Genomic DNA, 26,378 nt, shown 5'->3' on the forward strand with positions numbered 1-26,378 from the left:
GCCACCGCATCAGCGTCCTGTTCGCCATGCTCCGCGACGGCACCTTCTACGAACCCAGAACCCCACGCCTCGCTTGACGAAAGACATAGAGGCACCCCCCCCCGTGCGCCTGGCTCGTACGAGCTCCAGCCCTTCGTCGCTCCTCCTGGGCCGTACGGGATCAAGCTCCCAGTTGCAGTCCTTCGGCGGCCTCCTCCACCAGAGCCATGCCGAGCCTGCTGACGCGCACGGAGAACGGCGCTCCGGCCACCCGCAGCCCCGTGAAGCCGATCTCCCCGAGCGGCGCGGTCCGCACCGGCCGCAGGGTGACCGACCTGGCGGGGGCATCGGGCCGGATGCCCGCGAGCGAGGTCAGCAGCAGGACCGCGGCGGCGGCCGCCGTGGCCGAGGGACGGCAGGCCGCAGGATGCGGCACGGGTGCGCTGCCGTCCGTGCGCTGCTCTCCGGCGAACATCTCGGGCAGTCGGTGCCCGAAGGCCTGGGCCGCCGCCAGAACGCCCCGCAGGAGCGCGCCCGCCTCCTTCTCGTGTCCGGCGGCCGCCAGACCCGCTACGGCGACCGCCGTCTCCGCCACCCGCACCGCCCCGGCACGATGCCCGAAAGGGTTGAAGCCCGCCTCCTTGGCGGCCAGTCCCCGCAGTCCCCAGCCCGAGTCCATCGCAGGTCCGCCGAGCAACCGGGCGAGCTGCCCGGTCTGCGCCTCGTCGAGCAGTCCGGGCGCCTGCTCGCCACCGCCCGCCAGCCCCGTGTCGAGGAGATGCACGGCGGAAGCGTCGAGGTGGGTCAGAAGGCGCCCGTCGGGGGTCTTGCCCGCGGCGGGTCTGCCGCCGCTGGGGTCCTCGACCCAGAAACCGCTGCGGAACGCCGAACGCAGCTGCCCGGCCCACTGCCGCAGCTCGGCGGCGCCGGGCCGGCCGAACGCGTCGAGCAGATCGGCACCGAGCACTGCCGCTCGGTGGGCGTACGCCTGGATCTCGCAGCGCACGGGCCGTCCGGGCAGCGGGTCGCACAGGTACGTGCCCTCGCCCACGGCGGTGCGCAGCCAGGTCAGGCAGTCCGCGGCCGCGGGCAGCAGCTCCTCCGTCTCCTGTGCCGGAAGGCCCCATCGGCGGGCTTCCGCGAGGACCACGGGAAAGAGCAGGGTCGCCTCCGTGCCCGTGCACCCGGGCGGAAGGTGCGGGCCGGCGTCCCTGCGCGGACCGGGGATCATGCCGGACTGCGGCCCCGGGCCCGCCCGCTGGGTGCGGGCCAGCGTGCGCAGGGTGCTCGCGGCGAGCCGGGTGCCCAGGGGCAGCACCATGCGGGCGGCGACGAGCGCCTCGGCCGGGGCCAGACCGGAACGCCAGGGCGTGCCTGCCGCGAGGTGGAGGTCGGCGGGGTGTGTCGGGTCGCGCAGCAGGAGAGCATGCAGGTCGTCGATGCCGGCGCGCATCAGTTCCGCGACACCCGGGGTGTCTGCCCTGGCCCGCGCCGGTGCCAGTGGGCTCGTCGCCGCGCGGCCCGCTGCCCGCAGCGGGCCCGCGCCGTCCTGGCGTACCCGCAGTTCCACGCTCGTCGTGCCGCCTGGGGGCAGCTCGAACTCCCAGCGCAGCAGACCGGCGGAGGCGAGCGCTTCGGCGGGTGGCGGGTCCGCGGTGACCGACGCGCTCGTGGCCCCGCTGGACCAGCGCAGACCTGAGCCACGCACGCTCGCGGGCCGCTCGCCGCCCGCGCGGCCCCGGGCGATCTGGCCCAGGTCGGCGAGGTCCGTCCCGAGGGCCACCTCCACGGGGAGTCTCAAGGGGCGCAGCGACGTGCTGCGCAAGGTGATCCGCTCCGTGCCGTCCGCGTCGCGCACGCGTTCCACGAGTACGTCGGGATCGGGCCCGGTGCCCGGTGAAGCGCGCAGGACGCCCACGAAGCGGGCCCGGTCCGCGGCGGTCATCAGTGCCTGGACGGCGAGCGGTTCGCGACCGGCGACCCGGACCTGGCAGCGGGAGAGCAGGCGCCTGCCGGCGCGGTAGAAGCCCTCCAGGCCGCGACCGGTCAGCTGCCCCTGGGCGGTCGAGATCGCCAGCCCGGGGAGGGCGACGCAGATCAGGGCGTCGTGGGTGGGAGGCAGCTCGGAGGAAGGGCGGGGGGCCGGCTGCCGCGCCGCGCCCCGGGAGCCGCCGCGGACGGGCGCGGCGACGCGCGCGGGCGGAGGAGCGGGAACGGACGGGACAAGGCGTGCCTCCCGGACCGTCGTCCCGCGCCACGCCGGCCCGGCCGCCCACGTCTCGGAAGGGAGCACGGCCCCGGTGGGGGCGTCGCCGGTGGGGCAGGGCGGCGTCTGCTGGTGCATGGGACGGCTTCCTCTGCGCTCTGTGGGCCCCGGGCGGGCGGGGCGCCTGGCGTCGGCCCGCAGGGGGCCCGGGAACGGCGGCGGGGTGGCCCGGCCGGGCGCTCCGCCACTCAGGTGAACGCCGGGGAGCCGTCCCGGGTCACGCCCGCGACGGGGGAAGCCGACCGAATGGCGGCTGGGCGGAACCCACCGGCCGACGGGGCCGCCGACGGCCGGCCGCCGATCCTCGTCCTGCGCGAGGCGTGCCGCGCTTTCTGCCGGCGGCAGCGTTCCGGCCGACGAGAGCCGGACCACGCTGCGCCGTCCGCCACCCCGTCCTCCCGCGCCCGTGGGCCGATCGCCCGGTTCACTGTCGCCCGTAGGCCCGTGGCCTGGCTGATCCTGCGGAGCCGACCGACCGTCCAGGCCCGGCTCCCCGCACGTGGCGGGCTTCCCGTGCGCGCCCGGCCGCTTCCGCTCGTCCCGCCTCCCGTGCCGGCCCCGCCCCTCGCGCTCGCCGAGTCTGCCAGGCGGGCCGGAGAGCCGGTGACCGGGCCGGTGACCGGCCGGTTTCCCCTGGGCCGCCGGGCAGGGCTTGAACCACCGCCTCTGGATCGACCGGAGCGGGTTCATACGCCGTCCTCGGGCCTGCCGGCGCGGGGCTTGCCGGTCGGCCGGCATCCGCGGCGGTGGTGTACGTCCCCCTTGGTCCGGGATCCGGCGCGCGGGCGGGTGCGTCCAGGTGACCTGGAGGCCCCGGGGCGCGGGTGACCGCTGTCGGTGCGGGAGGTGGCCGGGCGAGGGCCGTCCGCGCCGCCACCGTCCGGGACGGGTGCGCCGCCTCGCAGTCGGCGCCGACGCCCCGAGGACTCGCCCTTCACCGCCGGTGAGTGACTGCTGTCACCGGCGGTCACCAGCGGCCGCGCCGGGCCTTCCACGGTTTCTGCCCCTTCCGCGTTCTCCGCCTTCGGCACCCCGCCCGCGTCCACGGGGGATTTCGCCTCCCCCACTTCTTCCGCCTCCCCCACGTCTTCCGTCTCACCCGCCCCTTCCGCTGCCGCGTCCGCGACGGCCGCGTCCCGCGGGGCCATGGCGTCCGCTCCCTCCGCGTCCGCGACAGACACTGCCTGCGCAACCGTGTCCCGTCCCGCAGCCGCCTCTTGTCCGGCGTCCTCGCCCGCGCCGAGCGTTTCGGCGTCCGCCGACCACTCCCGTCCCACCCGTTCCGCACGCAGGCAGCGGCGGACCGATTCCGGGTCCAGTTCCTCGTTGCAGGCCTGGTGCAGCAGGCGGGCGAAGAGGTAGTCGGGGTCCGCGCCGAGCGCCATGGCGAGGGCTTCGCGAGCCTCCAGGTCGTCGCCCAGGGACCAGGCGACCCAGCCGGCGAGTGTCAGCGGCGCGGCCGCGTGCTCCCCGTAGGTTCCGACACAGCGGCGGGCCAGCGCCCGCCACAGACGGAGCGCCGGAGCCGCTTCCTCCCCTTCCATCCACTCGGCCGCCCGGTCGCGCGTCGTCCGGTCCTGCAGGCCGAGGATCAGGAAGGCCGCTTCCTCGTCCTCCAGCAGTCGGTCGTCGCGCAGGTCGGAGGGGAGCGCACCGGCGATGCCGGGCGCCTCGGCGAACCGCCACAGGACACGCTCGGCCAGGTCGAGGGTCTCCTCGGCCACCGCGACACGGCTCGCCTCGTCGAGGATCCTGGGCACCAGGGCCCTGCCCGCCTTGTCCAGCGCGGTCTCCTGCGCCCGTGCGGCAGGGGTCTCCCAGGGAAGCAGCCTGGCCCGCAGCTCGCGCAGGCTGCCGCGCACCTGGATGCCCGCGTACGTCGCCGCGGCGGCCAGGACCGATGTGCCGGGCAGTCCCATGGGCCATCCCTCGTCGGGGCAGCACCCGTCGGTCGGACAGCAGTAGGACCAGAAGCGGCCCCCTGAGATGCACAGGGCCTCGATCACGGGGACATCGAGGCGGCCGCACTCCGTGCGCAGTTTCTGCGCCAGCGGCTGCAACCGTCGTACGACGTCGGGCGGCGACTCACCGCTCGCGGGCTCCTGGCAGAGGAAGGCGACCATCTGCTCCGGTTTGGCGCCTCGGCGCTCGCTGCCCGTGATCAGGCCGTGGGCCAGTTGCCGGGCCGCCGACGGCCAGTCGCCCCGGCTCGGCGGAATACCGAGCCTGGCTCGGCCGCCGAACCGGCCCCGGCCGTCCTTGTCGTGCAGGGCGACCAGAACGATGCTGTCGTCCGGCCGGTAGCCGAGCAGATACGGGAGGGCATCGGCCAGCTCGGCCGGAGTACGCAGGGTGACCTGGTGTTCGGGGCCCGGTCCGTCGTAGGTGATGTGGCCGTTTCCGAAGGGTCCGGTCGTTTCGCTGTGGTTCGTCATGCGGCGACGATCTCGCGGAATTGAATCTTCCGGTTTTGCCTGTGGATAACTGCCCTGTGGACAAGTCCGACCAGCGTCACGTCGGCACAAGCCCGGCCGCGGCCCAGGTCCGCGGCCCCGCCGCTCCGGACAGCCCCTGCCTCGTCCGGCCGTCTCCCAGCCCCGGCGGCCTCCCGCTCTCTCCGGTGACCGGCGCCGTCCCGCTGTCTCCGATTGTCAGTGCCGTCCTGTTGTATGGGACGCATGGAGCACACGAGCAACGCGGAACTCCGGGCGGCGGCCGACGCGGTCCTCGCCCGCCTCGTCGGCGACGGCACGGGCACGGCCCGGTTGCGCGAGGACCAGTGGCGGGCGATCGAGGCGCTGGTCGCCGAGGGGCGCCGGGCGCTGGTCGTCCAGCGCACCGGCTGGGGCAAGTCCGCGGTGTACTTCGTGGCCACCTCTCTGCTCCGGGCGCGCGGAAGCGGCCCCACGGTGATCGTCTCCCCGCTGCTGGCGCTGATGCGCAACCAGGTCGAGGCCGCCGCCCGCGCCGGCATCCACGCCCGTACGATCAACTCCGCGAACCCGGAGGAATGGGACACCATCCAGGCGGAGGTCGCACAGGGCGCGGTCGACGTCCTGCTGGTCAGCCCGGAGCGGCTCAACAACCCCGACTTCCGGGACCAGGTCCTGCCGAAGCTCGCCGCCGCCACCGGTCTGCTCGTCGTGGACGAGGCCCACTGCATCTCGGACTGGGGGCACGACTTCCGCCCGGACTACCGGCGGCTTCGGACCATGCTCGGTGAACTCCCGGCGGGTGTCCCGGTGCTGGCCACCACCGCCACCGCCAACGCCCGCGTGACCGCCGACGTCGCCGAGCAGCTGGGGACGGGTGACGCCTCGGGCACGCTGGTGCTCCGCGGGCCCCTGGACCGGGAGAGCCTCAGCATGGGCGTGCTGCGGCTGCCGGACGCCGCACACCGGATGGCCTGGCTGGCGGACCACCTCGACGAGCTGCCCGGCTCCGGGATCGTCTACACGCTCACCGTGGCCGCCGCCGAGGAGGTCACCGCCTTCCTGCGGCACCGCGGGCACGCCGTCGCGTCGTACACCGGCAAGACGGAGAACGCCGACCGGCAGCAGGCCGAGGAGGATCTGCTGGCGAACAAGGTCAAGGCACTGGTGGCCACCTCGGCCCTCGGTATGGGATTCGACAAGCCGGACCTGGGCTTCGTCGTGCACCTCGGTTCCCCGTCGTCGCCGATCGCCTACTACCAGCAGGTGGGCCGGGCCGGCCGCGGTGTCGAGCACGCGGAAGTGCTTCTCCTGCCCGGCAAGGAGGACGAGGCGATCTGGGAGTACTTCGCGTCGCTCGCCTTCCCCTCCGAGGAGCTGGTGCGCAGGACCCTCGACGTGCTCGCCCACGCCCCGGGACCGATGTCGCTGCCGGCTCTGGAGCCGCTGGTCGAGCTGCGCCGTTCGCGCCTGGAGGCCATGCTCAAGGTGCTCGACGTGGACGGGGCGGTCAAGCGGGTCAAGGGCGGATGGATCTCGACGGGGCTGCCGTGGACCTATGACGCGGAGCGCTATGACTGGGTCGCGCGGCAACGGGCGGCCGAACAGCAGTCGATGCGCGAGTACGCGGCGACGACGGGCTGCCGGATGGAGTTCCTGCAGCGCCGGCTGGACGACGAGACCGCCAGGCCGTGCGGCCGCTGCGACAACTGCGCGGGGGCCCGGTTCACCGCCGACACCTCGGCCTCGGCGCTGGACGCCGCGCGCGTGGACCTGGGCCGGGCCGGGGTGGAGGTGGAACCGCGGCGCATGTGGCCGACCGGCCTCGCGGCGATCGGTGTCGCCCTCAAGGGGCGCATCCCGCCCGCCGAGCAGGCCTCCGAAGGGCGGGCCCTGGGGCGTCTGTCGGACATCGGCTGGGGCAACCGGTTGCGGCCCATGCTCGCACCCCACGCGCCGGACGGCCCCCTGCCCGAGGACGTGGCCCGGGCCGTGGTGGGGGTGCTGGCCGACTGGGCGAAGGCACCGGGTGGCTGGGCCACGGGCGCGGCGGACGCGCAGCCGCGCCCGGCCGGTGTCGTCACCGTCGCCTCGCGCACCCGCCCCCGGCTCGTCCAGTCCCTGGGCGCGCACATCTCCCAGGTCGGCCGGCTGCCGCTGCTGGGCACGGTCGAATACGCCGGGGACGCGCGTCCCGTGTCCCGCAGCAACAGTGCGCAGCGGCTCAAGGCCCTCGACGGTGCGCTCACCGTGCCGCCCTCGCTGGCCGCGGCACTCGTCGAGTGTCCGGGGCCGGTGCTCCTGGTGGACGACTGCACCGAGACCGGCTGGACCCTCGCGGTCGCCGCCCGGCTGCTGAGGAAGGCGGGGGCCCAGGGAGTGCTGCCTCTGGTGCTGGCCGTCCAGGGCTGAGCGCACCCCGGCTGCGGCAGCCGGGCGACGGCCGCACCCGTCCGGCGGCCGGGTCCGGGTGCCGGGTCATGCTTCTCACGGTCCGTGGCGCGTGTGTGCCCGCAAGGCGCGGTACATGCTCCCCACCGGCGGTGGAGGCGTGACCGGCCGTGCACTTCCAGGCGTCGCGAGGCCGGTCGCTGGGTAGGGATATAAGGCACGGGTCAGCCGATAACGGTCGGTGACCCCAATTGCTCGTTGCCGCAACCCAGTTCGACAGGAAGAATTGAAGTCCGCTCCCCGCGCGGCCCCGGCCCGGTCCGGTAGGGCTCCGCCGCGGTGTGCACTCCCCTGAATCCGACCCCGCCCGCAGTATGGGCGCGTAGCCGAAGGGAGGAACGTGACCTTCGGATTCGCTCCGTCCTCGGCGGCCTCGTTGTCGACGACCGCCGCCTCGGCCCATCGTGTGCTCGAACCCGCGGAGTGGGCCGCCGCGGGCATTCCCCTGCTGCGCAACCCCCGGGAAGTCGTCAGCGGACTGCACTCCCGGCACCGTCCGGGGCCGGCCACCGCCGTGGTCGCGGTCCTCGATCCGGACGAGCGGCTACGGGCGAGCGCGTCGTTCATCCGCCGCCCCTCGCCCGCCGACGGCTGGATGTTCCGCAACGCGCTGCTCGCCCAGTTGCGCCGCGTCGTACCGCACGATCTGCGGCGCCGTACCCCGGTACGCACCGCGGTGCTGCTTAACTGCCGCGAGGGCGACGGGCGTTGGACGGAGGAGGACGGCGCGTGGATGTGGGGACTGCGTGACGCGTGCACCTTGCACGGGCTGCGCTGCGGGGCGTACATCACGCTGACCAGGGACGGGTGGCAGGTCCTCGGTGAGGGGCGAGGCGGCCGCAGACCGAGCGCCGTCTCGACGCCCGAAGCCCTCGGCACGGCGGAGGCACCGCCGCCGTCACCTCGTACCGGAGGCGCGGCCTCCGAGGTACTGCGCCGCGCAGCGGCCCGCTGACGCCGACGCCGAACCCCGGCACCACCGTTCCGCGCCGCCCGGCGTGCACGGACGTCCGCGACGGCGACCAGCCCGCGCCCGCCCCGCACTGCGTCGTCCCCTGCGCGCGGGCGCAAAAGACCGATGCCGCCGGGCAGGACGGCCGGGCACTCCCGGACCGCCCTCCATGCCGAAACAGCCGCCGCGCGGTGCTCCGCGACGACGGCTGTCACCCCCGGTGCCGGACGGGCAGGGGTCCCGGCCGAGCTGCCGGGAACCCCTCAGACGCCTGCGCCCAGTACCGAGTTGATCTGCTGCGGGTCACCGCAGACGATCAGCAGCGCTCCGGCCCGGGTGTGGGCCAGCGGCAGGGCGGCGGCGACGGCGTCGCCGGTGCCGCCGTTGACGGCGACCACGACCACCGGCCGGGAGGCGGCACGCGAGATTCCGGCGGCGTCCGTGTAGAAGACGTCGTCGCCCGCGTCGTGCTGCGCCCAGTAGGACGGTTCACCGAAGGACAACTCGTGGGCGGCCCAGGGGTGCGGGTCGCCGGTGGTGATCACCAGCACCTCCCCGGGGGCACGACCCGACTCCAGGAGCAGGTCGACCGCTTCCTCGGCGGCGTCGAGGGCACCCTCGGCCGAGGCGGGGATCAGCTGGATCTGCGGAGCCGCCGAGGCGGCAGGGACAGCCGGACCCGAAGGGGCGGGCTTCGTCGCGGCGACGTCCCGCGGCGTACGCTGCGCCGGCGGCGCGGGCCGCACGGGGCCGGGACGACCGGGACGCGACGGAGCCGCGGGACGGGGGCCGGGTACGGGACGGGGGGTCGGCGCGGTGCGGCCGGTGGCCGGAGTGGCGCGGGGACCCTGGGCACTCTCGTGAATCTGAGGCTCCTCGGGAATGAGAGGCATGAGCTGATATTTATCAAACGTTGGTACGGCCCGCGTGAGCGGGGGGCACATCCGGGCAAGCGGCCCCGTCAGAAGTCGAAGCCGAGCTGGCCCTCGATCTGCGGAACGTTTCCCTCCAGCCAGACCCGGGCCTTCTTGAGGTGCTGCCAGCGCGGCAGCGCATCAAGATACGCCCACGACAGCCGGTGGTACGGGGTGGGCCCCCGCTCCTCCAGCGCGGCCTTGTGCACAGGCGACGGATAACCGGCGTTGGCCGCAAATCCGAAGTCTGCATGGTCGGCGCCCAGTTCGGCCATCATTTTGTCGCGGTGCACCTTGGCGATCACCGAGGCCGCCGCGACGGCCACGCACGACCGGTCACCCTTGATGACCGTACGAACCCGCCAGGGAGTGCCGAGGTAGTCGTGCTTGCCGTCGAGGATGACCGCGTCGGGACGGACGGGGAGTCCTTCCAGGGCGCGCACGGCGGCGAGCCGCAGCGCCGCCGTCATCCCCAGCTCGTCGATCTCCTCCGGTGCGGCGTGCCCGAGGGCGTACGCCGTCACCCACTTCTCCAGTTCCACGGCGAGTTCCGTGCGCCGCTTGACGGTGAGCAGCTTGGAGTCGGTGAGCCCCAGGGGAGGCCGGCGCAGTCCGGTGACCGCGGCGCAGACGGTGACGGGACCGGCCCACGCACCCCGCCCCACCTCGTCGACACCTGCGATGACCTTGGCTCCGGTCGTTGCGCGAAGGGAGCGCTCGACGGTGTGAGTGGGTGGTTCGTACGGCATGGCGCCCTTAGCGTACGCCGCCCTGATCCCGATGCGACACCCCGGTTTCCCCCCGCGGTCACAGCGCTGCCGCAGACCCGGTGGTCCGGGTCGCTGCCTTCGCTCATGCACACCTTCGCGCGCGATCCTGCGCAGCTGGTACGGCAGCGAGGGGACCGGGCGTCGGCCGCGCAACTGACCCTTCACCGGCCCGCTCCGGCGTCATTGCGGCACCGTGCGTGACCGATCCCCCTGGAGGAAACGGCTCCGCGGATCCGCTCCACAGGGCTCGGGTCGCATTCGTGAATCGCGCAGCGAAGGGTGTGGGACGCGGCACGGAGCAGAGCTGTCCCGGGGACCCGCCGGGCACAGCGGGCGCGGAAGCGGGTCAGGCCTGGACGGGCAGCCAGTCGGGCAGCGCCTCCGTGGAGCGCACCCATTCGGCGGGCGGACTGCCCGCCTCGCCCCCGGCGAGCACCCCGCCGACGATGGCGCAGGTGGTGTCCACGTCGCCGCCGGCCTGGGCCGTCCTCCAGAAGGCCTCCTCGAAGTCGCCGAGGCACCGGGCGGCCGACCAGAGCGCGAAGGGCACCGTGTCGTGGGCCGTCGTCCGCCGGCCGCAGCCGAGGACGGCCGCGACCGTGCTCGCGTCGCTGTAGTCGAGCATGTCGCGGGCGCGGCGCAGCCCGGCGCCGACGGCGCTGCGGGCGGGCACCAGGGCGATGACGCCGTCCAGGAGCGCTTCGGGGCGCGGCGGCCCGTCAGGGGCCGCAGCGAGGGCGGCGGCCACGGCGACCGCCATGGCGCCCACGACGGCCTCACGGTGCTGATGGGTCGGGTACGCCGAGATCTCGGCCTGGTGGGTGGCCTGCTCGGGATCGTCCGCGTACCAGGCGCCCAAGGGGGCGATCCGCATCGCGGCGCCGTTGCCCCAGGAGCCCTGTCCGTTGAAGAGGGCCGCGGCCAGTTCCCGCCAGTCCCCGCCCTCCCGGACGAGACGCAGCAGGCGGTTCACCGCGGGACCGTACCCCCGGTCGAAGTCGTGGTGGCGGGCGAAGGAGCCGGCCAGGGCGTCCTGGTCGATGCGGTGGTGGGCGACGAGGACGGCCACCACGGAGCAGGCCATCTCGGTGTCGTCGGTCCACTGCCACGGGCCGGGCGGCAGCTCACGGCGGTGAAGGAGGGGGTAGTTCGCCGGCACGAAGAACTGCGAGCCCAGCGCGTCCCCGACCGAGAGTCCGCGCGTGCTGGCCAGGGCGCGCTCCAGGCGCCCGCCGGGAGAGGAGTCTGAGGTCATCGCTCGCCACTCTATCCAGTGATCCCGTACGGTTCCGGGTCCCGCCACCGCGCGAACGGCCGGTCCATGGCGTACCTGCCGTCGTCACCGAGAACGAGCATCCGCATCTCGGCGTTCCCCGGATTCGACAGCGCCTCGAATTCCGCGACGGTCCAGTGGAACCACCGCATGCAGAACAGGCGCATCGCCAGGCCGTGGGTCACGAGGAGGACGTTGGGCGGGTGGTCGGGGGCCTCGAAGCTGCGGAAGAGGCTCTCCAGGAAGCCGCCGACCCGGTCGTAGACGTCGGCGCCGGACTCGCCCTGGGCGAAGCGGTAGAAGAAGTGGCCGTAGGCGTCCCGGTAGGCCTTCTGGAGGCGTACGTCGTCGCGGTCCTGCCAGTTTCCCCAGTCCTGCTCGCGCAGCCGCGGCTCCTCGCGCACCCGGATGAGGCCGGGGTCGAGGTGGAAGGCATGGAGGGTCTCGTGGGTGCGGCGGTAGGGGGAGACGTACACGCTCACGCGTTCGCGTCCGAACAGTTCGCGCAGTTCCTTGCCGGTGTCCTCGGCCTGCTGCCTGCCCCGCTCGGTGAGCGCCAGCGCGTGGTCGGGCTCGCGCTCGTAGACGGAGTCATCGACATTGCCCGTCGACTCGCCGTGCCGGACAAGAACGATGCGCCGTGGTCGTGCCATGCCAAAACACTAGATCGGGCGACGGCCGTTCGGAGAATCGAGCGGCCCTCGTACGGTGTAGGTCACATGTCCGGGCTCATGACCCGTACGGTTCGCGTCCGCGCTCCCGGGCGGGTCGGGTCACACGGTCCAGGTGGGCTCCAGGTCCACGACGGCGCCCGTCATGGCCGCCACATCGGCCTCCGTCTGGGCACGCAGCGCCAGTCGCTCGACACGCTCGGTGCGGTACTTCCCGTGCTCGGCGGAGGACTGCCACATGGACAGGACGAGGAATTCGCTGCCCGGCGCCTCACCGAACAGGCCCCGGACCATGCCGGGCGAGCCGGCCATCGCCGGGTTCCACACCTTCTCCTGCATCAGGGTGAAGTGCTCGGCGCGCTCCTCATGGACCCTGCAGAGCGCGACGCGGACCAGGTCGGCGTCCGTGAAGCGCGGCTGGAACCCCGTCTTCACGTCGAATCTGTGATCGAAAAGCCGGACCTGCGCGTCCTTGAACGTTCCGGCCTGGGCGGCCGCCAGCCGGTCGTGGGAGCGGGCCATGAACGAGTCGTAGAAGGCGCGGCTCTCCCAGAAGGCGAAGACGTGGGCCACCCCGTCCCGTCCCCGGCTCCAGCCACCCCCCTGCCCCCGAAACCCCGGCTCTCCCAGAAGCCCCGCCCACTTCCGCTGCCCCCGCTCGAAGCCCCGGCGGTCCACCACGGTGCAGCGAATCCACTTGACCAGCACCGCGCCATCGTACGGCCCTGGGGCGTGGCGCCGGTCACTCTCCCGAAGACAGCGCCCGCACGGGCGCACCGATCGGCATGGCACGATGGACAACAAACGTTCGCACGCCGGAAGTTGGGCAGGCGGCGCGCCGGAACGGGGCAACGGGAGCACGGGGAAGGGGGAGTCCGGTGAGCGGGCTCAGCAAGGGAATCCGCAAGATCGAGGTGGCGCTCAAGTGGGATCCCAGTCCGGCGGGGCAGCCGCCCACGGACCTGGACATCGTGGCCGGCACCTACCTGGCGGACGATCCGTACGGCGCGGCCGACTATCTGGTGCACTTCGACAGCCGCTCCCCCGACGGCACGATCTACCTCAACCGGGACAGCACCGACGGCAAAGGCTTCGGCTGGGACGAGGTCATGACCCTGGAGCTCGAGCGGCTGTCCGAGCGGTACGCGCGCGTGGTCGTCGGCGTGGTCATCCAGCAGCGTTCCGCCCCGCGCACGTTCTCCGGGGTACTCGACGCGGGGCTGCGCATCCGGGAGGGCTACACCGTGCTCGCCGAGGACGACTTCGGCGGCGTCCCGTCGGCGACGGCGGCCGCCGTGGCCGAGTTCGCCCGCGACGGCTCCGGAAGCTGGCAGTTCCGCCCGGGCGTCCTCGGTTTCGAGGACGACCCGGCGGAGTTCACCCGGACCATGGGCGCCGTGCATCGGCGCTGATCGGCCGGTGGGACGGGTAAGGGGCGTCGGCCATGGCCGACGCCCCTTACTTCATCACATGCCCGTCAGATCAGCTGCAGCCGCTGGTCGAGCCGCAGCCCTCGCAGATGTAGCAGGAACCGGCGCGCTGCATCTTGGTGCCGCAGGAGAAGCAGAGCGGGGCGTCGGCCTGGATGCCCAGCTGCATCTCGACCAGCTCGGCGCTGGTGTGCGCCTCCTTCGGGGCGGGTGCGGCCGCCTCGGCCTCGGCCTTCGGCGTGGCGACGGCCTTCAGGTCGGTCTGGCGGGGCGCCGACTGGGCGAGCCCCTCGACGTCGACCTCCTCGTCGATCGGCTCGTAGGAGCCGGTCTCCAGGTGGCGCTGACGCTCCTCGGCGGAGTGGATGCCGAGCGCGGAGCGCGTCTCGAAGGGCAGGAAGTCCAGCGCCAGACGGCGGAAGATGTAGTCGACGATCGACTGGGCCATCCGCACGTCCGGGTCGTCGGTCATGCCGGCCGGCTCGAAGCGCATGTTGGTGAACTTCGAGACGTACGTCTCCAGCGGCACGCCGTACTGGAGGCCGACGGAGACCGCGATGGAGAAGGCGTCCATCATGCCCGCCAGGGTCGAGCCCTGCTTGGACATCTTCAGGAAGACCTCGCCGAGACCGTCGTCCGGGTAGGAGTTGGCGGTCATGTAGCCCTCGGCGCCGCCGACGGTGAAGGAGGTGGTGATGCCGGGACGGCCCTTCGGGAGACGCTTGCGGACCGGGCGGTACTCGACGACCTTCTCGACCTTCGGCTGCTTCTCCTCGGCGGCCTCGGGCTTCTTGTCGGAGTCCTTGGTCTTGGCGGAGAGCGGCTGGCCGACCTTGCAGTTGTCGCGGTAGATCGCCAGCGCCTTGACGCCCAGCTTCCAGGCCTCGAAGTAGATCTCCTCGACCTCCTCGACGGTCGCCGACTCCGGCATGTTGACCGTCTTGGAGATGGCGCCGGAGATCCACGGCTGGATCGCGGCCATCATGCGGACGTGGCCCATCGGGGAGATGGCGCGCTCGCCCATGGCGCAGTCGAACACCTCGTAGTGCTCCTGCTTGAGACCGGGGGCGTCGATCACATTGCCGTGCTCGGCGATGTGGGCGACGATCGCCTCGATCTGCTCCTCCTGGTAGCCCAGGCGGCGCAGGGCCTGCGGGACGGTGCCGTTGACGATCTGCATCGAGCCGCCGCCGACCAGCTTCTTGAACTTGACCAGCGCGAGGTCGGGCTCGACACCGGTGGTGTCGCAGGACATCGCGAGGCCGATGGTGCCGGTCGGGGCGAGGACGGACGCCTGGGAGTTACGGAAACCGTTCTTCTCACCGAGGCGCAGCACGTCCTGCCAGGCCTCCGTGGCGGCGGCCCACACCGGGGTGTCCAGGTCGTCCATGCGCACGGCGGTGGCGTTGGCGTCGGCGTGCTGCTTCATGACGCGCTGGTGCGGCTGTGCGTTGCGGGCGTAGCCGTCGTACGGTCCGACGACCGCGGCCAGCTCGGCGGAGCGCTTGTAGGCGGTGCCGGTCATCAGGGAGGTGATGGCACCGGCCAGCGCGCGGCCGCCGTCGGAGTCGTAGGCGTGGCCGGTCGCCATCAGCAGGGCGCCGAGGTTGGCGTAGCCGATGCCGAGCTGGCGGAAGGCGCGGGTGTTCTCGCCGATCTTCTGGGTCGGGAAGTCCGCGAAGCAGATCGAGATGTCCATCGCGGTGATGACCAGCTCGACGACCTTGGCGAAGCGCTCGGACTGGAAGGACTGGTTGCCCTTGCCGTCGTCCTTGAGGAACTTCATCAGGTTCAGCGAGGCGAGGTTGCAGGACGTGTTGTCCAGGTGCATGTACTCGCTGCAGGGGTTCGAGCCGTTGATCCGGCCGGACTCCGGGCAGGTGTGCCAGTGGTTGATCGTGTCGTCGTACTGGATGCCCGGGTCGGCGCAGGCCCAGGCGGCCTCGGCCATCTTGCGGAAGAGGGACTTGGCCTCCACCTCCTCGATGACCTCGCCGGTCATCCGGGCGCGCAGACCGAACTTGCCGCCCTGCTCGACCGCCTTCATGAACTCGTCGTTCACCCGGACGGAGTTGTTGGCGTTCTGGTACTGGACGGACGTGATGTCGTCGCCGCCCAGGTCCATGTCGAAGCCCGCGTCGCGCAGGGCGCGGATCTTCTCCTCCTCCTTGACCTTCGTCTCGATGAAGTCCTCCACGTCGGGGTGGTCGACGTCGAGGATGACCATCTTGGCGGCGCGGCGGGTGGCACCACCGGACTTGATGGTGCCGGCGGAGGCGTCGGCGCCGCGCATGAAGGAGACGGGGCCGGAGGCGTTGCCGCCGGAGGAGAGCAGCTCCTTGGAGGAACGGATCCGGGAGAGGTTCAGGCCGGCGCCGGAGCCGCCCTTGAAGATCATGCCCTCTTCCTTGTACCAGTCGAGGATCGACTCCATGGAGTCGTCGACGGACAGGATGAAGCAGGCCGAGACCTGCTGGGGCTGCGGGGTGCCCACGTTGAACCAGACGGGGCTGTTGAAGCTGAAGATCTGGTGCAGGAGGGCGTACGCCAGCTCGTGCTCGAAGATCTCGGCGTCGGCGGGCGAGGCGAAGTACTTGTAGTCCTCACCGGCCTTCCGGTACGTCTTCACGATGCGGTCGATCAGCTGCTTCAGGCTGGTCTCGCGCTGCGGGGTGCCGACGGCACCGCGGAAGTACTTGCTGGTGACGATGTTGACCGCGTTCACCGACCAGAAGTCGGGGAACTCGACGCCACGCTGCTCGAAGTTGACCGAGCCGTCGCGCCAGTTGGTCATGACGACGTCACGGCGCTCCCAGCTCACCTCGTCGTACGGGTGTACGCCGGGGGTGGTGTGGATGCGCTCGATGTGCAGCCCCTTGTTCCCAGCCTTGCCGCCCTTGGCGCGGGAACCTCGTGCCGGACCGCTCGCCGTCTCTGTCATGCCGCCTCCCTGATACGGGCGAAAACGCCCTGAAGTGCCCCGATGTTCCGGGACACGATGTTCTGTCTGGTGCTGCGGGCACCCCTGTCGCTGCCGCCCGCAACCGTCTTCCTCGCCGCCGCACAGCCGGACCCGGACCCGCGGTCCGGACCGGCCCGCCGATCAGTCGGCGGCGCGTGCGGGCAGGGGGACCTCAGCCGTCCCGCCGCGCCCGCGATCGTCTTCCTGGCTCCCCGTGACGGCGCCGTCGCCGTCCTCCTCCTGCGCGCCGGGGCGTCGCGTTCCTTCCCTCAGCTCCGCGATGGCGGCCTCGAAGTCCTCGAGCGAGTCGAACGCCCGGTACACGGACGCGAACCGCAGGTAGGCGACGAGGTCCAGCTCCCGCAGGGGGCCGAGTATGGCGAGCCCCACCTCGTGAGCGGCCACCTCGGCGCTCCCGCTGGCCCGCACCGCTTCCTCGACCCGCTGCCCCAGCTGGGCCAGCGCGTCCTCCGTGACAGGCCGCCCCTGGCACGCCTTGCGCACGCCGTTGATGACCTTGGTGCGGCTGAAGGGCTCGGTGACTCCGGACCGCTTGACCACCATGAGCGAACACGTCTCGACGGTCGTGAACCGGCGAGAGCAGTCAGGGCACTGGCGGCGCCTGCGGATCGACGTGCCGTCGTCCGTCGTACGACTGTCGACGACACGGCTGTCGGGGTGCCTGCAGAAGGGGCAGTGCATGGACTCCAACCCTCCTCACAGCAGACTCAATGGCTACGCAGGACCTCATGGGCCCCGCCGAAGCAGCCCCAAGCATAGGCGATGCCGGGAGGACCGAAGACCCGGGGGAACACAACTTGTGGGCTGCTGTAGCTATCCAACCACTAGATGTAGGGATTGGCCGGTACGTGCCCCACGGGGCAGGCGTGTCGCGGAAGGACGGCCCCGGCCCGTGGAGCCGCCCCGGGCCCGCGCGGCGGAGGAAGACACGCCGACGCCCGCCGGCACCGCCCGAGGGCGTACGGAGATACCGTGAACGCGGCACGGAGGACGCGTAGGACTGTCCGGCAGATGAGCGACCGGCACCCTGTCGACGGGCCGCCGGATGGCAGACTGGGGCAGCGGTCCGAAGGGGCCGCACCCCGGCGGTGAAGAGTACAGCAATGGACCCTTTTGCCTGCCGGGAGCCGCGCCACCTATACACCCAGACACATGATCAAGCCAGACCATTCGCGGTTTTTCACTCGAACGTGTGTTTGGCGCAACCTTTCGAAAGCAACTACCGTTGTGCCGGAGGGAGACCATCGAGAGGGGCCGACGTGACCACCACCGCAGACAGTGCCACCATCACTGCCCAGGACCGCCCCCAGGGCCGACTCGAGCCGGTGCATGCGATGAACGAAGCCGCGAACCCCGAGGGACACAAGCGCTCCCTGCCGGGGCGACCTCCAGGCATCCGGGCCGACAGCTCGGGCCTCACCGATCGCCAGCGCCGGGTGATCGAAGTCATCAGGGACTCGGTGCAGCGGCGGGGCTACCCGCCGTCCATGCGCGAGATCGGCCAGGCCGTGGGGCTGTCCAGCACCTCGTCGGTGGCCCACCAGCTGATGGCGCTGGAGCGCAAGGGCTTCTTGCGTCGCGACCCGCACCGCCCGCGCGCGTACGAGGTCCGCGGCTCCGACCAGGCCGCGACGCTGCAGCCCACGGACACCGTGGGCAAGCCGGCCGCGTCCTACGTCCCGCTCGTCGGGCGGATCGCCGCCGGCGGCCCGATCCTCGCCGAGGAGTCCGTCGAGGACGTCTTCCCGCTCCCCCGGCAGCTGGTCGGCGACGGTGAGCTGTTCGTCCTCAAGGTCGTCGGCGACTCGATGATCGAGGCCGCGATCTGCGACGGCGACTGGGTGACCGTCCGCCGCCAGCAGGTCGCCGAGAACGGCGACATCGTGGCCGCCATGATCGACGGAGAGGCCACGGTCAAGCGCTTCAAGCGCGAGGACGGCCACGTCTGGCTGCTCCCGCACAACGCGGCGTACGAGCCCATCCCCGGTGACGACGCGACCATTCTCGGCAAGGTGGTCGCAGTCCTGCGGCGCGTCTGAGACCAGCGCCGGACGGGCCCACCGACCCGCCCCTGACCGGGCCCCGGAACCCCTGCGCCGGTTCCGGGGCCCTGTGCTGTCCGGCCACCGACAGCCCGCGGCCCCTGGCCCGCATGCCGGCTCCGGGCCGGCTTGGCTCGAGGGCCACGCGCACGACCCCAGGACAGGTGCGGACAGACGTGGACCCGTCGCGGGGTAGCCTGAGCGGCGCCGGGCGCCGCTCAGGCTACCCCGCGATCACTCCCCGACCTGCTCGCCCTCCGCCTGCCGCGCCGCCGCGTCGATGGCCGCGAGCGACTTCCGCACCTGGTTGCGGTCGGTGGTGTACCAGAAGTCCGGCAGCGAGGCCTTCAGATAACTCCCGTAGCGGGCTGTGGCCAGCCGCGGATCCAGGACGGCGACCACCCCCCGGTCCCCCGACGCACGGACGAGGCGCCCGGCGCCCTGGGCCATCAGGAGCGCCGCATGCGTCGCGGCGACGGCCATGAAACCGTTCCCCCCGGCTTCCTCCACCGCCTTCTGGCGGGCGCTCATCAACGGGTCGTCCGGACGCGGGAACGGGATCTTGTCCATCACGACCAGCTGGCAGCTGGGTCCTGGGACGTCGACGCCCTGCCAGAGCGAGAGGGTGCCGAACAGGCAGGTCTTCGGATCGGCCGCGAAGTTCTTGATCAGCTCGCCCAGCGTCTCCTCGCCCTGGAGGAGGATCGGGAACTCCGGGACGCGCGAGCGCAGCTCCTCCGCGGCGAGCTGGGCCGCCCGCATCGACGAGAACAGGCCGAGCGTCCGCCCGCCGGACGCCTGGATCAGCTCCGTCAGCTCGTCGAGCATGTCCCCGCGGTCGCCGTCCCGCGCGGGGCGCGCCAGGTGCTTGGCGACGTACAGGATGCCCTGCCTGCGGTAGTCGAACGGCGAACCGACGTCCACCCCCTTCCACTGCGGCACGTCATCGCCCTGCGTGCCCTCGGGGGCGAGGCCCAGTGAGGCGCCGACGCCGTTGAAGTCGCCGCCGAGCTTCAGGGTCGCGGAGGTGAGCACCACGGAGCGGTCGGTGAAGAGCTTCTCCCGCAGCAGGCCCGACACGGACATGGGGGCGACGCGCAGCGAGGCGCCGAAACGGTCGTGGCGCTCGTACCAGACCACGTCCCATTCGGAGCCGTTGGTGATCCGCTCCGCCACGTCGTGCACGTTCTCCACGGAGGCGAGCGCCTGTTTGCGGACCGCGTCCTCGTCCTGGACCGACTTGTCACGGGTGGCGCCGATGGCCGAGATGACGGTGCGGGAGGCGTCCCGCAACGCCATCAGCGCATAGCCGAGATCCTCCGGGATCTCCTCCAGACGACCGGGAAGGGCCAGTTCCATCAGCCGCTCGAAGCCCTCGGCGGCCGTCTGCAGCTGGTCGGCGGCCTTCTCGTCGACCAGCTTCGCGGCGCGGCGCACGGCGCGGTTGACCTGCCCCGGGGTCAGCTCACCGGTGGCCACGCCGGTCACCCGCGAGACCAGCTCGTGGGCCTCGTCGACGATCAGTACCTCATGCTGCGGAAGGACCGGCGCGCCCTCGATGGCGTCGATCGCGAGCAGCGCGTGATTGGTGACGACCACCTCGGCGAGCTTGGCGCGCTCGCGGGCCATTTCGGCGAAGCACTCCGCCCCGTAGGCGCACTTCGAGGCGCCCAGGCACTCGCGGGAGGAGACCGAGACCTGCGCCCAGGCCCGGTCCGAGACGCCCGGTGTGAGGTCGTCGCGGTCCCCGGTCTCCGTCTCGTCCGACCAGTCGCGCAGCCGCAGCAGGTCCTGCCCCAGCCTGCTGGTGGGAGCTGCCGCCTCGAACTGGTCGAACAGGCCCTCCTCCTCGTCCTGCGGCACACCTTCGTGCAGGCGGTGCAGGCACAGGTAGTTCGACCGGCCCTTGAGCATCGCGAACTCCGGGCGGCGGCGCAGCAGGGGGTGCAGGGCGTCGACCGTGCGCGGCAGGTCCCGCTCGACCAACTGGCGCTGCAGGGCCAGCGTGGCCGTCGCCACCACGACCCGGCCTCCGTGTGCGAGCGCCGGCACGAGGTAGCCGAGCGACTTTCCGGTGCCGGTGCCGGCCTGGACCAGCAGGTGCGAACCGTCGTCGATCGCGTCGGAGACGGTCTGGGCCATGGTCACCTGGCCGGGGCGCTCCGTGCCGCCGACGGCGGCGACGGCGGCATGCAGGAGTTCGGGGAGAGAGGGCTTCGTCATAGCGCGACCACCCTACGGCTCCGGACTGACAAACGGGTCCCGGACGCCGGGACGGGCGACGGTGCACCGGTACGTGGGACCCCCGGTCCGGCATCGGTGCGCGGGACCCCCGGTCGGGAATCGGGACGCGGGACCCCGGGTCCGGTATCGAGGCCCGGTCCTTCCCGCCCGGGGCGCGGGACGGAGCCGGAGGAGGGCGGCCCGGGGCGGGACCGTGGAAGGGGTGACCGGTTCGCGTCGGCCGGTGCACCAGAAGTGACAAGGACATGGCGGACTGTCACAGCGGCCTGCGGGAGGTCCGGTCGCGCAGCATGAGGGCGGCCCGTTTGCCGGGGAGGTCCACCTCGGCGGAGAGCCGGAAGCCGGCGGCGCGGAAGGCGGAGAGGGAGGGTGCGTTGCGAAGGTCGGGCTCGGCGACCACGCGGGAACACGCGGGACGCTCGGCGAGTACGAGGCCGGCCACCGCTCTCAGCAGGGCGCTGCCGACGCCCCGGCCGCGGTCGGCGGCACTGCCGATGAGGAGGTGGACACCGGTGTCGTGCGGACGTGAGTGGTAGTGCCGGGCCAGGGGATCGAGGTCGGCCCGGTAGATCTCCCAGTAGCTCATCGGCATGCCGTCCAGCAGTCCGATGCAGGGAACGCTGCGCCCGTCGCCGTCCACCTGCGCGCGCAGGTGCTCCTCGGTCACGCTCGGTGGCCCGGCCAGGTGCCAGAACTCGGCGACCGCGGGCTCGTTCATCCAGCGGCTGACGACCGGCAGGTCCCGCTCGATCAGGACGGTGACCAACTGGAAGGTGCCGACGGGCGTGGCGGTGGGTCCCCAGGATCCGACGCCGTCGAGGAGGTCGGCCCGGTCGGCGGTGCGCGCTCGGGCCGGCTCGGCGAAGCGCGCGACGAAGTCGTCGGGCAGACGCAGGTCGAGCGTGTCCTCGGCGTCGGCGCACTCCTCGGCGGTCCGGGGACGTGAGACGGGACCGGTCGTGCCCGGGCCGGTGTCGCGGAGGGCCGTGAGGCCGGGGTCCGTTCCGGCGGGGGACGGGGTGGCGGGGACGTGGCAGGCGGCGGCGCCGGCCTCGATGGGAGACATGGGGCGCTCCTCTCGGGAAGGCGGTGGCGGGACCGAGGTGAGGCACGGTCCTCGGTGACGTGCGGCGTGTGGCGTGGGGCGTGTGGCGTCCGGCGAGTGGCGTGGCTGAGCGGGGCCGATCGGAGGTGGGGGCGGCGAGGCCGGCGCCGGGGCCGGTCCGTGGCACCGGCGGCGCCGGTCGCGGGACGGCGGTGGCGTTCAGGAGTGGAGGGGGTTGGTGACGGTGACGTAGACGGACTGGGTGTCGACCGGACCGACGAGTTCGTCCAGGCCGTGCAGCCGGGTCAGCAGGTTGGCCTTGCAGGGCAGGACCGGTGAGTCGAGCAGCCGGGCGGGCAGTGTGGAGCGCATGCGTCCCGGACCGGTGGCGGCATCGGCGAGGAAGCGGCGGAAGGCGGCCAGGAGCAGGCTCTCGTCGGCGAGGCGCTGGGAGCCGAAGGCGCCGATGAGCCCGAACACGTTGTTGAAGCCGAGGTAGTAGACGAAGCGGTCGTCGGTGACCTCGTCGGAGACGAAGGTGTCGCTCCGGGCGCCGATGCCGGGCAGCCGGGCGTCGAGTTCCGCGCGCCGCGAGGCGCGGAAGTAGTAGCCCTGGTTGTCGCGGTAGCGACCGCCTGCGGGCCAGCCGTCGGCGTCGAGCAGGAGCAGCGTGTTCTGCTGGTGGGCTTCGAGGGCGATCCCCGCCTCGCCGTCCAGCCACAGCACGGGCCTGATCACCTGTTCGAGGTAGCGCAGGAACCACTCGGCGGCGACGGCTCCCCGCGGACGTCCGGTTCGGGCGGTGAGACGCATGATGACCTCGGCGAGCCGGGAGCGCATTGCCTGACCCGCGGCCGGCCGGGACCGGTCCCCCGCCGGCGGCGGGCACGGCGCGTTCCAGGGGGAGGGCCTGGGGGCGACGAGCCCGGCGACACAGGAGACGTCGTCCGCCGGGCCGAACGGATTGTGACGGATCATCACGTCCAGTCCGGGCACGGGAGCGCCGTCCTGGCCGTCGACGGCCAGCCAGGCCGGGTCGCGCACGATGTCGAAGCCGGGGTGGGCCGCCCGCCACTGCTGGGAGAGACCACTGCGCAGCAGTCGGTGGACCTCGACGCCGCGGTGCAGTTCCTTCCGGAGGTTCTCCCGCCGGGAGTTGGTGATGCGAAGGCCCAGGGAGAGCTTGAGCATGGCGGGCGCGCCACCGCGGTGGACGGTACGTACGGAGGACGTCGGATGCCAGTCGGGTCCATGGGGTCCGAGGTCGCGCAGCAGGCGCGCGTCGAGGAGTGCCCTCGCCTCGGGGCGATGCAGCACCTCGCGTACTTGCCAGGGGTGCAGGGGAAGGAGGGCGTGGCCGTCGGGCACCTTCGGTCCGTCTCCGGCGAGCCGAGCGGTGATGCGGTGGGCGGGCACGGGTCGCCCGGACTCGGTCCAGGCCGAGTCGGCGGCGAGGACGGCGGGTGCCACTGCCATCCAGTGCAGGGCGAAGGATCCCCGTGACTCGGGTGAGTAGTGCCGTGCCTCGGCTTCCGAGAGTCCCTCGCGGCCCTTGGGCGCCGGGTGCAGCGGATGTCCGAACAGGAGGGCCTGTTCGGCGGAGAGGAAGCGGTCGGGTCCGTCGTCCGGGTGGGCGCGACGGTCGGCGAGGAAGAGGGCGGTACGACGGACGGAGTCGGCGACGCGGGCCACCAGATCGACCGCCTCTGCCTGCGGTCCCATGGCGGAGGAAGCTGCCGGCGCCTGTGGGGTCAGGGGTGGAGCGGCCGGATCGGCCGCTTCCCGGGCGAGCAGCGCGGCGACCGTGACGGCATCGGCCGGTGCGGCGCCCTGGGGAGCGCCGGCCAGGCGGGGCGGTCCGAAGCGGTGCCAGCCGGCCGGTGACCAGTGGCGGACCGGCACCAGCAGCGCGGTTCCACTGGCCGGGAGGGGGATGCGCAGGAAGCCGTCCTGGGGATCGCGGACACCGGTCTCACGGACCCAGCAGCGCAGCAGGTTCTCGACGCCTGCGGCCTGGGCGGCTGTGAACGGGTCGGGGTGGTCCAGCAGGTCGTCCGGGACGTCCGGGCCGGCAGCGGCCGTCGCCCGCGGCGGCCGGTGAGGGGAGGGAGTGCCGGGCTGACGAGGGACTGTGTCGTTCGTTTCCGGGGGAGGTACGGAGTGGCCGCGGTGTGTGGGGGTGGTGTTCAAGGCGGTTCCTCGGTGTCGGGGGCCGTCCGTGCCGCACGCGCTGCCTGCGTCGGCAAGGTGGGCCGCGTCGTCTGTGTGGTCTGCGTGGCCTGCGTGGTCTTGTGCGCCGTCTGCGCCGTCTGCGCCGTCCGGGGTTCTCCGCTGTCTGTCCGTGCGCGCCTGGGGACAGGGCGGCGTGGTGGACCGCCGGGAACCGGCAGTTGGCGTCAGCCCGTTCCGTCCGGGCCGGTGGTGGACGGCGGTCGCCGTCGGAGCGGGTGGACCTGTCCGCCCGCGCGCCCGGGCCGGCTCCGGGCTGCCGCTTCGACCGCGTCGCTCAACCGGTCGAGCACCGCCGCCGCCTGCTCGTCGGTGAGGGTGAGCGGGGGCAGGAGCCGGACCACACTGCCGTGACGGCCGCCGAGTTCGACGATCAGACCCCGTCGCAGGCACTCCCTCTGCACGGCGGCGGCGATCCCCGGCGCGGCGGGGGGCCGGCGCACCGCGGGTTCGGGGAGCGCGACGGACCCTCGGGTGCCGTCGCCCGCAGCGGGAACCTCCGCCGGACCAGCGGTGGCCACACCGCTGCCCCGCTGCGCCGCGACGGCCGCCCTCTCCCCCGGCTCCATGGCCGCTTCCGACTCCGCCTCGGGGTCGACCAGTTCGAGGCCGAGCATCAGCCCGCGGCCCCGCACGTCACCGACGCAGGCATGGCGCCCGGCCAGTTCCCGCAGTCGGGAGAGCATGCGGGAACCGAGGACGGCGGCGCGTTCGGCGAGACGGTTCTCGCGGACGTGGGCGAGGGTCGCGGTGCCCGCAGCCATGGCGAGCTGGTTGCCGCGGAAGGTTCCCGCGTGGGCTCCCGGTTCCCAGACGTCGAGGTCGTCGCGGTAGACGACGACGGCCAGCGGCAGGCTCCCGCCGATGGCCTTCGACAGCACCATCACGTCCGGCGTCACCCCGCTGTGGTCCACCGCCCAGAAGGCGCCCGTGCGGCCGACTCCGGTCTGGATCTCGTCAGCGATCAGGGGCACGGACCGCTCCTCGGTGAGCTGCCGGATGCGGCGCATCCAGGCGTCCGGCGCGGGGATCACCCCGCCCTCGCCCTGCACGGGTTCGAGGATCATCCCGGCGGGCAGCGGGACCCCGGACTGGGGGTCGTCCAGTACGGACTCCGTCCAGCGGGCGGCGAGTTCGGCCCCGCGGGAGCCGCCGAGCCCGAAGGGACCGCGGTAGTCCTGCGGGTAGGGGAGCCGGGCGACCCGTACGTCGCGAGCGTGGCCGGACGCGGCGAGCGCGGCCTCGGTCATCCCGTGGTAGGCGCCGGTGAAGGCCATGATGCCGCCGCGTCCGGTGGCCGTCCGGACGAGTTTGAACGCGGCCTCCACCGCGTCCGTCCCCGCCGGCCCGCAGAACTGCACGCGGGCCCGGTCCGCGAGACCGGCCGGCAGGGTGCGGAACAGCTCGGTGACGAAGGCGTCCTTGACGGGGGTGGCCAGGTCGAGGGCGTGCAGGGGCGCGCCGGAGTCGAGGACCCTGCGGACGGCTTCCAGGACGACGGGGTGGTTGTGCCCGAGGGCCAGGGTGCCCGCGCCCGACAGGCAGTCCAGGTAGCGCCGGCCGTCCGCTGCCTCGATGGTGAGCCCGCGCGCCCTGACCGGCACGATCGGCAGGACGCGCGCGTAGGTGCGGGCCGCCGACTCACGCGCGGACTGGCGCCGCAGGATCCCGTCGTGCAGGAGGCGCGCGTCGTCCGACGCGCACCTCTCGTGCGCAGACTCCGTCACGGTCACGGCTCCCTGTCCTCCGCTGTCCCAGGACACCGGTCTCCGCCATGGGCGGCGGGCCGGACTCCGGGTCCCGCTGCCGCACGGCACCGAGCGCCTGCGGCCCCTCGGCCGGGTGGCGTGGATGTCGCGTCCGCGCCGAGGGCCGTACCCCCGGCGCGGACGCGGGCACCGGCGGCGACGGCGTCTTCGGCGGTGCGGCGTTCGAGGGCGCGTGGGTCTGGTCGTGGACAGCGGGAACCCCACCGCTATAACCGCGGACGGTCCGTGCGGTTACGGGCCGGCTCGGGATCACGGTCAGGCGGGCGCGGGACCCGGTTCACGGAGCGGCACGGCTCAGGTCAGGGACGCCTGCGACTCGACGACGACGCCGTAGAGGTCTCCGATCGTCGCCAGGGCGCCGTGGTGGATCTGCCGGGCGTCCAGCCAGGTGCCCACCGCCTGGAGCGGGCGCGTCGCGCACGCGTCGGCGACCACCGTGGGCCGGTTGCCGCGCAGGAAGGCGCCCTCGGCGGTGAACAGCACGCACATGTGCGTCATGAATCCGATGACGATGACGTCCTCGTTGCCGGCGGCGTCGACGTGCTTGCCGAGTTCGGTGTCGACGAAGGCGTTGGGCGCCTTCTTCACGACCACGGGCTCCCCCTCGGCCGGCGCGACGCTCGGGTGGATCGCGCCGGTCTCCGCGCTGAGGTCGTACGGAGTGCCTTCGCCGCCGTCGTGGACGACGTGGACGACCTTCGCGCCCGCCTGCCGGGCCCGGGCCAGCAGGGCGGCGGCGGAGTCGAGCGCGGCCTGCCAGCCTTCCAGCTCCATCACTCCGCCGACGTAGGTGTTCTGGTAGTCGACCAGGATCAGGGTCGAGTGCGCGAGCGAAGCCGGCGTCGCGTCGAGGCCGTTGAGTTCGCGGAGAGTCGTCGTCGTCATGGAAGTACCCCTCAGCCGATGCACCGAGCAGCCGAAGCCGCTC

The 26,378-nt window shown here is 72.9% G+C and carries 18 protein-coding genes; 4 read left to right on the plus strand and 14 right to left on the minus strand.

What is annotated here, in order from left to right:
* Positions 1 to 160 precede the first annotated feature (160 nt).
* Together ABZ719_RS24010 and ABZ719_RS24015 are read right to left on the minus strand one after the other, a co-directional pair.
* Positions 161 to 2,323 (minus strand): glycogen debranching N-terminal domain-containing protein, encoded by a 2,163-nt coding sequence (locus ABZ719_RS24010; protein WP_366727237.1) that lies wholly within the window; start codon positions 2,321 to 2,323, stop codon positions 161 to 163.
* A gap of 608 nt (positions 2,324 to 2,931) precedes the next feature.
* The gene (locus tag ABZ719_RS24015; RefSeq protein WP_366727238.1) at positions 2,932 to 4,680 is read right to left on the minus strand and encodes a DUF4192 domain-containing protein; all 1,749 of its coding nucleotides are present in this window, start codon (positions 4,678 to 4,680) and stop codon (positions 2,932 to 2,934) included.
* A 243-nt stretch (positions 4,681 to 4,923) separates the two neighbouring features.
* Here ABZ719_RS24015 and ABZ719_RS24020 point away from each other — a divergent pair, with 243 nt between their 5' ends.
* Positions 4,924 to 7,089, plus strand: a complete 2,166-nt coding sequence (locus ABZ719_RS24020) for a RecQ family ATP-dependent DNA helicase (protein ID WP_366727239.1) — start codon at positions 4,924 to 4,926, stop codon at positions 7,087 to 7,089.
* A gap of 379 nt (positions 7,090 to 7,468) precedes the next feature.
* Complete coding sequence (locus tag ABZ719_RS24025) at positions 7,469 to 8,083, plus strand: hypothetical protein (protein WP_366727240.1); 615 nt, start codon at positions 7,469 to 7,471, stop codon at positions 8,081 to 8,083.
* Between the two features lie 260 nt (positions 8,084 to 8,343).
* On the opposite strand, the gene ABZ719_RS24030 is transcribed toward ABZ719_RS24025, so the two are convergent.
* The 5 genes from ABZ719_RS24030 to ABZ719_RS24050 all read right to left on the minus strand — a co-directional run bounded on the left by ABZ719_RS24030 (position 8,344) and on the right by ABZ719_RS24050 (position 12,416).
* A complete protein-coding gene (locus tag ABZ719_RS24030) occupies positions 8,344 to 8,973 on the minus strand; it encodes a hypothetical protein (protein WP_366727241.1) in 630 nt (209 codons plus the stop codon).
* 68 nt (positions 8,974 to 9,041) lie between these two features.
* Positions 9,042 to 9,743, minus strand: coding sequence for a ribonuclease HII (locus tag ABZ719_RS24035; protein ID WP_366727242.1), 702 nt, complete (start codon positions 9,741 to 9,743; stop codon positions 9,042 to 9,044).
* 367 nt (positions 9,744 to 10,110) lie between these two features.
* Positions 10,111 to 11,019 carry an ADP-ribosylglycohydrolase family protein gene (locus tag ABZ719_RS24040; protein ID WP_366727243.1) on the minus strand — a complete coding sequence of 303 codons (909 nt, stop codon included), beginning with the start codon at positions 11,017 to 11,019 and terminating at the stop codon, positions 10,111 to 10,113.
* 11 nt (positions 11,020 to 11,030) lie between these two features.
* Positions 11,031 to 11,690 (minus strand): histidine phosphatase family protein, encoded by a 660-nt coding sequence (locus tag ABZ719_RS24045; RefSeq protein ID WP_366727244.1) that lies wholly within the window; start codon positions 11,688 to 11,690, stop codon positions 11,031 to 11,033.
* A gap of 120 nt (positions 11,691 to 11,810) precedes the next feature.
* Entirely contained in the window at positions 11,811 to 12,416 is a 606-nt protein-coding gene (locus ABZ719_RS24050) for a YdbC family protein (RefSeq protein WP_366727245.1), read from the minus strand.
* A 170-nt stretch (positions 12,417 to 12,586) separates the two neighbouring features.
* Here ABZ719_RS24050 and ABZ719_RS24055 point away from each other — a divergent pair, with 170 nt between their 5' ends.
* On the plus strand, positions 12,587 to 13,120 hold the full coding sequence (locus tag ABZ719_RS24055) for a TerD family protein (RefSeq protein ID WP_366727246.1): 534 nt from the start codon (positions 12,587 to 12,589) through the stop codon (positions 13,118 to 13,120).
* A gap of 70 nt (positions 13,121 to 13,190) precedes the next feature.
* On the opposite strand, the gene ABZ719_RS24060 is transcribed toward ABZ719_RS24055, so the two are convergent.
* Positions 13,191 to 16,079: a vitamin B12-dependent ribonucleotide reductase gene (locus ABZ719_RS24060; RefSeq protein ID WP_366727247.1), complete on the minus strand. Its 2,889-nt coding sequence runs from the start codon at positions 16,077 to 16,079 to the stop codon at positions 13,191 to 13,193.
* 162 nt (positions 16,080 to 16,241) lie between these two features.
* On the minus strand, positions 16,242 to 16,802 hold the full coding sequence (nrdR, locus tag ABZ719_RS24065; RefSeq protein ID WP_366727248.1) for a transcriptional regulator NrdR: 561 nt from the start codon (positions 16,800 to 16,802) through the stop codon (positions 16,242 to 16,244).
* Positions 16,803 to 17,380: 578 nt separating this feature from the next.
* Between nrdR and lexA the strand changes: the two genes are divergently transcribed.
* Positions 17,381 to 18,160 carry a transcriptional repressor LexA gene (gene lexA, locus ABZ719_RS24070; protein ID WP_037856788.1) on the plus strand — a complete coding sequence of 260 codons (780 nt, stop codon included), beginning with the start codon at positions 17,381 to 17,383 and terminating at the stop codon, positions 18,158 to 18,160.
* Between the two features lie 237 nt (positions 18,161 to 18,397).
* On the opposite strand, the gene ABZ719_RS24075 is transcribed toward lexA, so the two are convergent.
* The 5 genes from ABZ719_RS24075 to ABZ719_RS24095 all read right to left on the minus strand — a co-directional run bounded on the left by ABZ719_RS24075 (position 18,398) and on the right by ABZ719_RS24095 (position 26,335).
* Positions 18,398 to 20,386, minus strand: coding sequence for an ATP-dependent DNA helicase (locus ABZ719_RS24075; RefSeq protein WP_366727249.1), 1,989 nt, complete (start codon positions 20,384 to 20,386; stop codon positions 18,398 to 18,400).
* Between the two features lie 277 nt (positions 20,387 to 20,663).
* On the minus strand, positions 20,664 to 21,473 hold the full coding sequence (locus ABZ719_RS24080; protein WP_366727250.1) for a GNAT family N-acetyltransferase: 810 nt from the start codon (positions 21,471 to 21,473) through the stop codon (positions 20,664 to 20,666).
* A gap of 198 nt (positions 21,474 to 21,671) precedes the next feature.
* A complete protein-coding gene (locus tag ABZ719_RS24085; RefSeq protein ID WP_366727291.1) occupies positions 21,672 to 23,501 on the minus strand; it encodes an IucA/IucC family protein in 1,830 nt (609 codons plus the stop codon).
* Between the two features lie 347 nt (positions 23,502 to 23,848).
* On the minus strand, positions 23,849 to 25,414 hold the full coding sequence (locus ABZ719_RS24090; RefSeq protein ID WP_366727251.1) for a diaminobutyrate--2-oxoglutarate transaminase family protein: 1,566 nt from the start codon (positions 25,412 to 25,414) through the stop codon (positions 23,849 to 23,851).
* A gap of 330 nt (positions 25,415 to 25,744) precedes the next feature.
* A complete protein-coding gene (locus ABZ719_RS24095; RefSeq protein ID WP_366727252.1) occupies positions 25,745 to 26,335 on the minus strand; it encodes a cysteine hydrolase family protein in 591 nt (196 codons plus the stop codon).
* Positions 26,336 to 26,378 lie beyond the last annotated feature (43 nt).

It is taken from the genome of Streptomyces sp. NPDC006743 (genome assembly GCF_040703815.1).
Classification (GTDB): Bacteria; Actinomycetota; Actinomycetes; order Streptomycetales; family Streptomycetaceae; genus Streptomyces.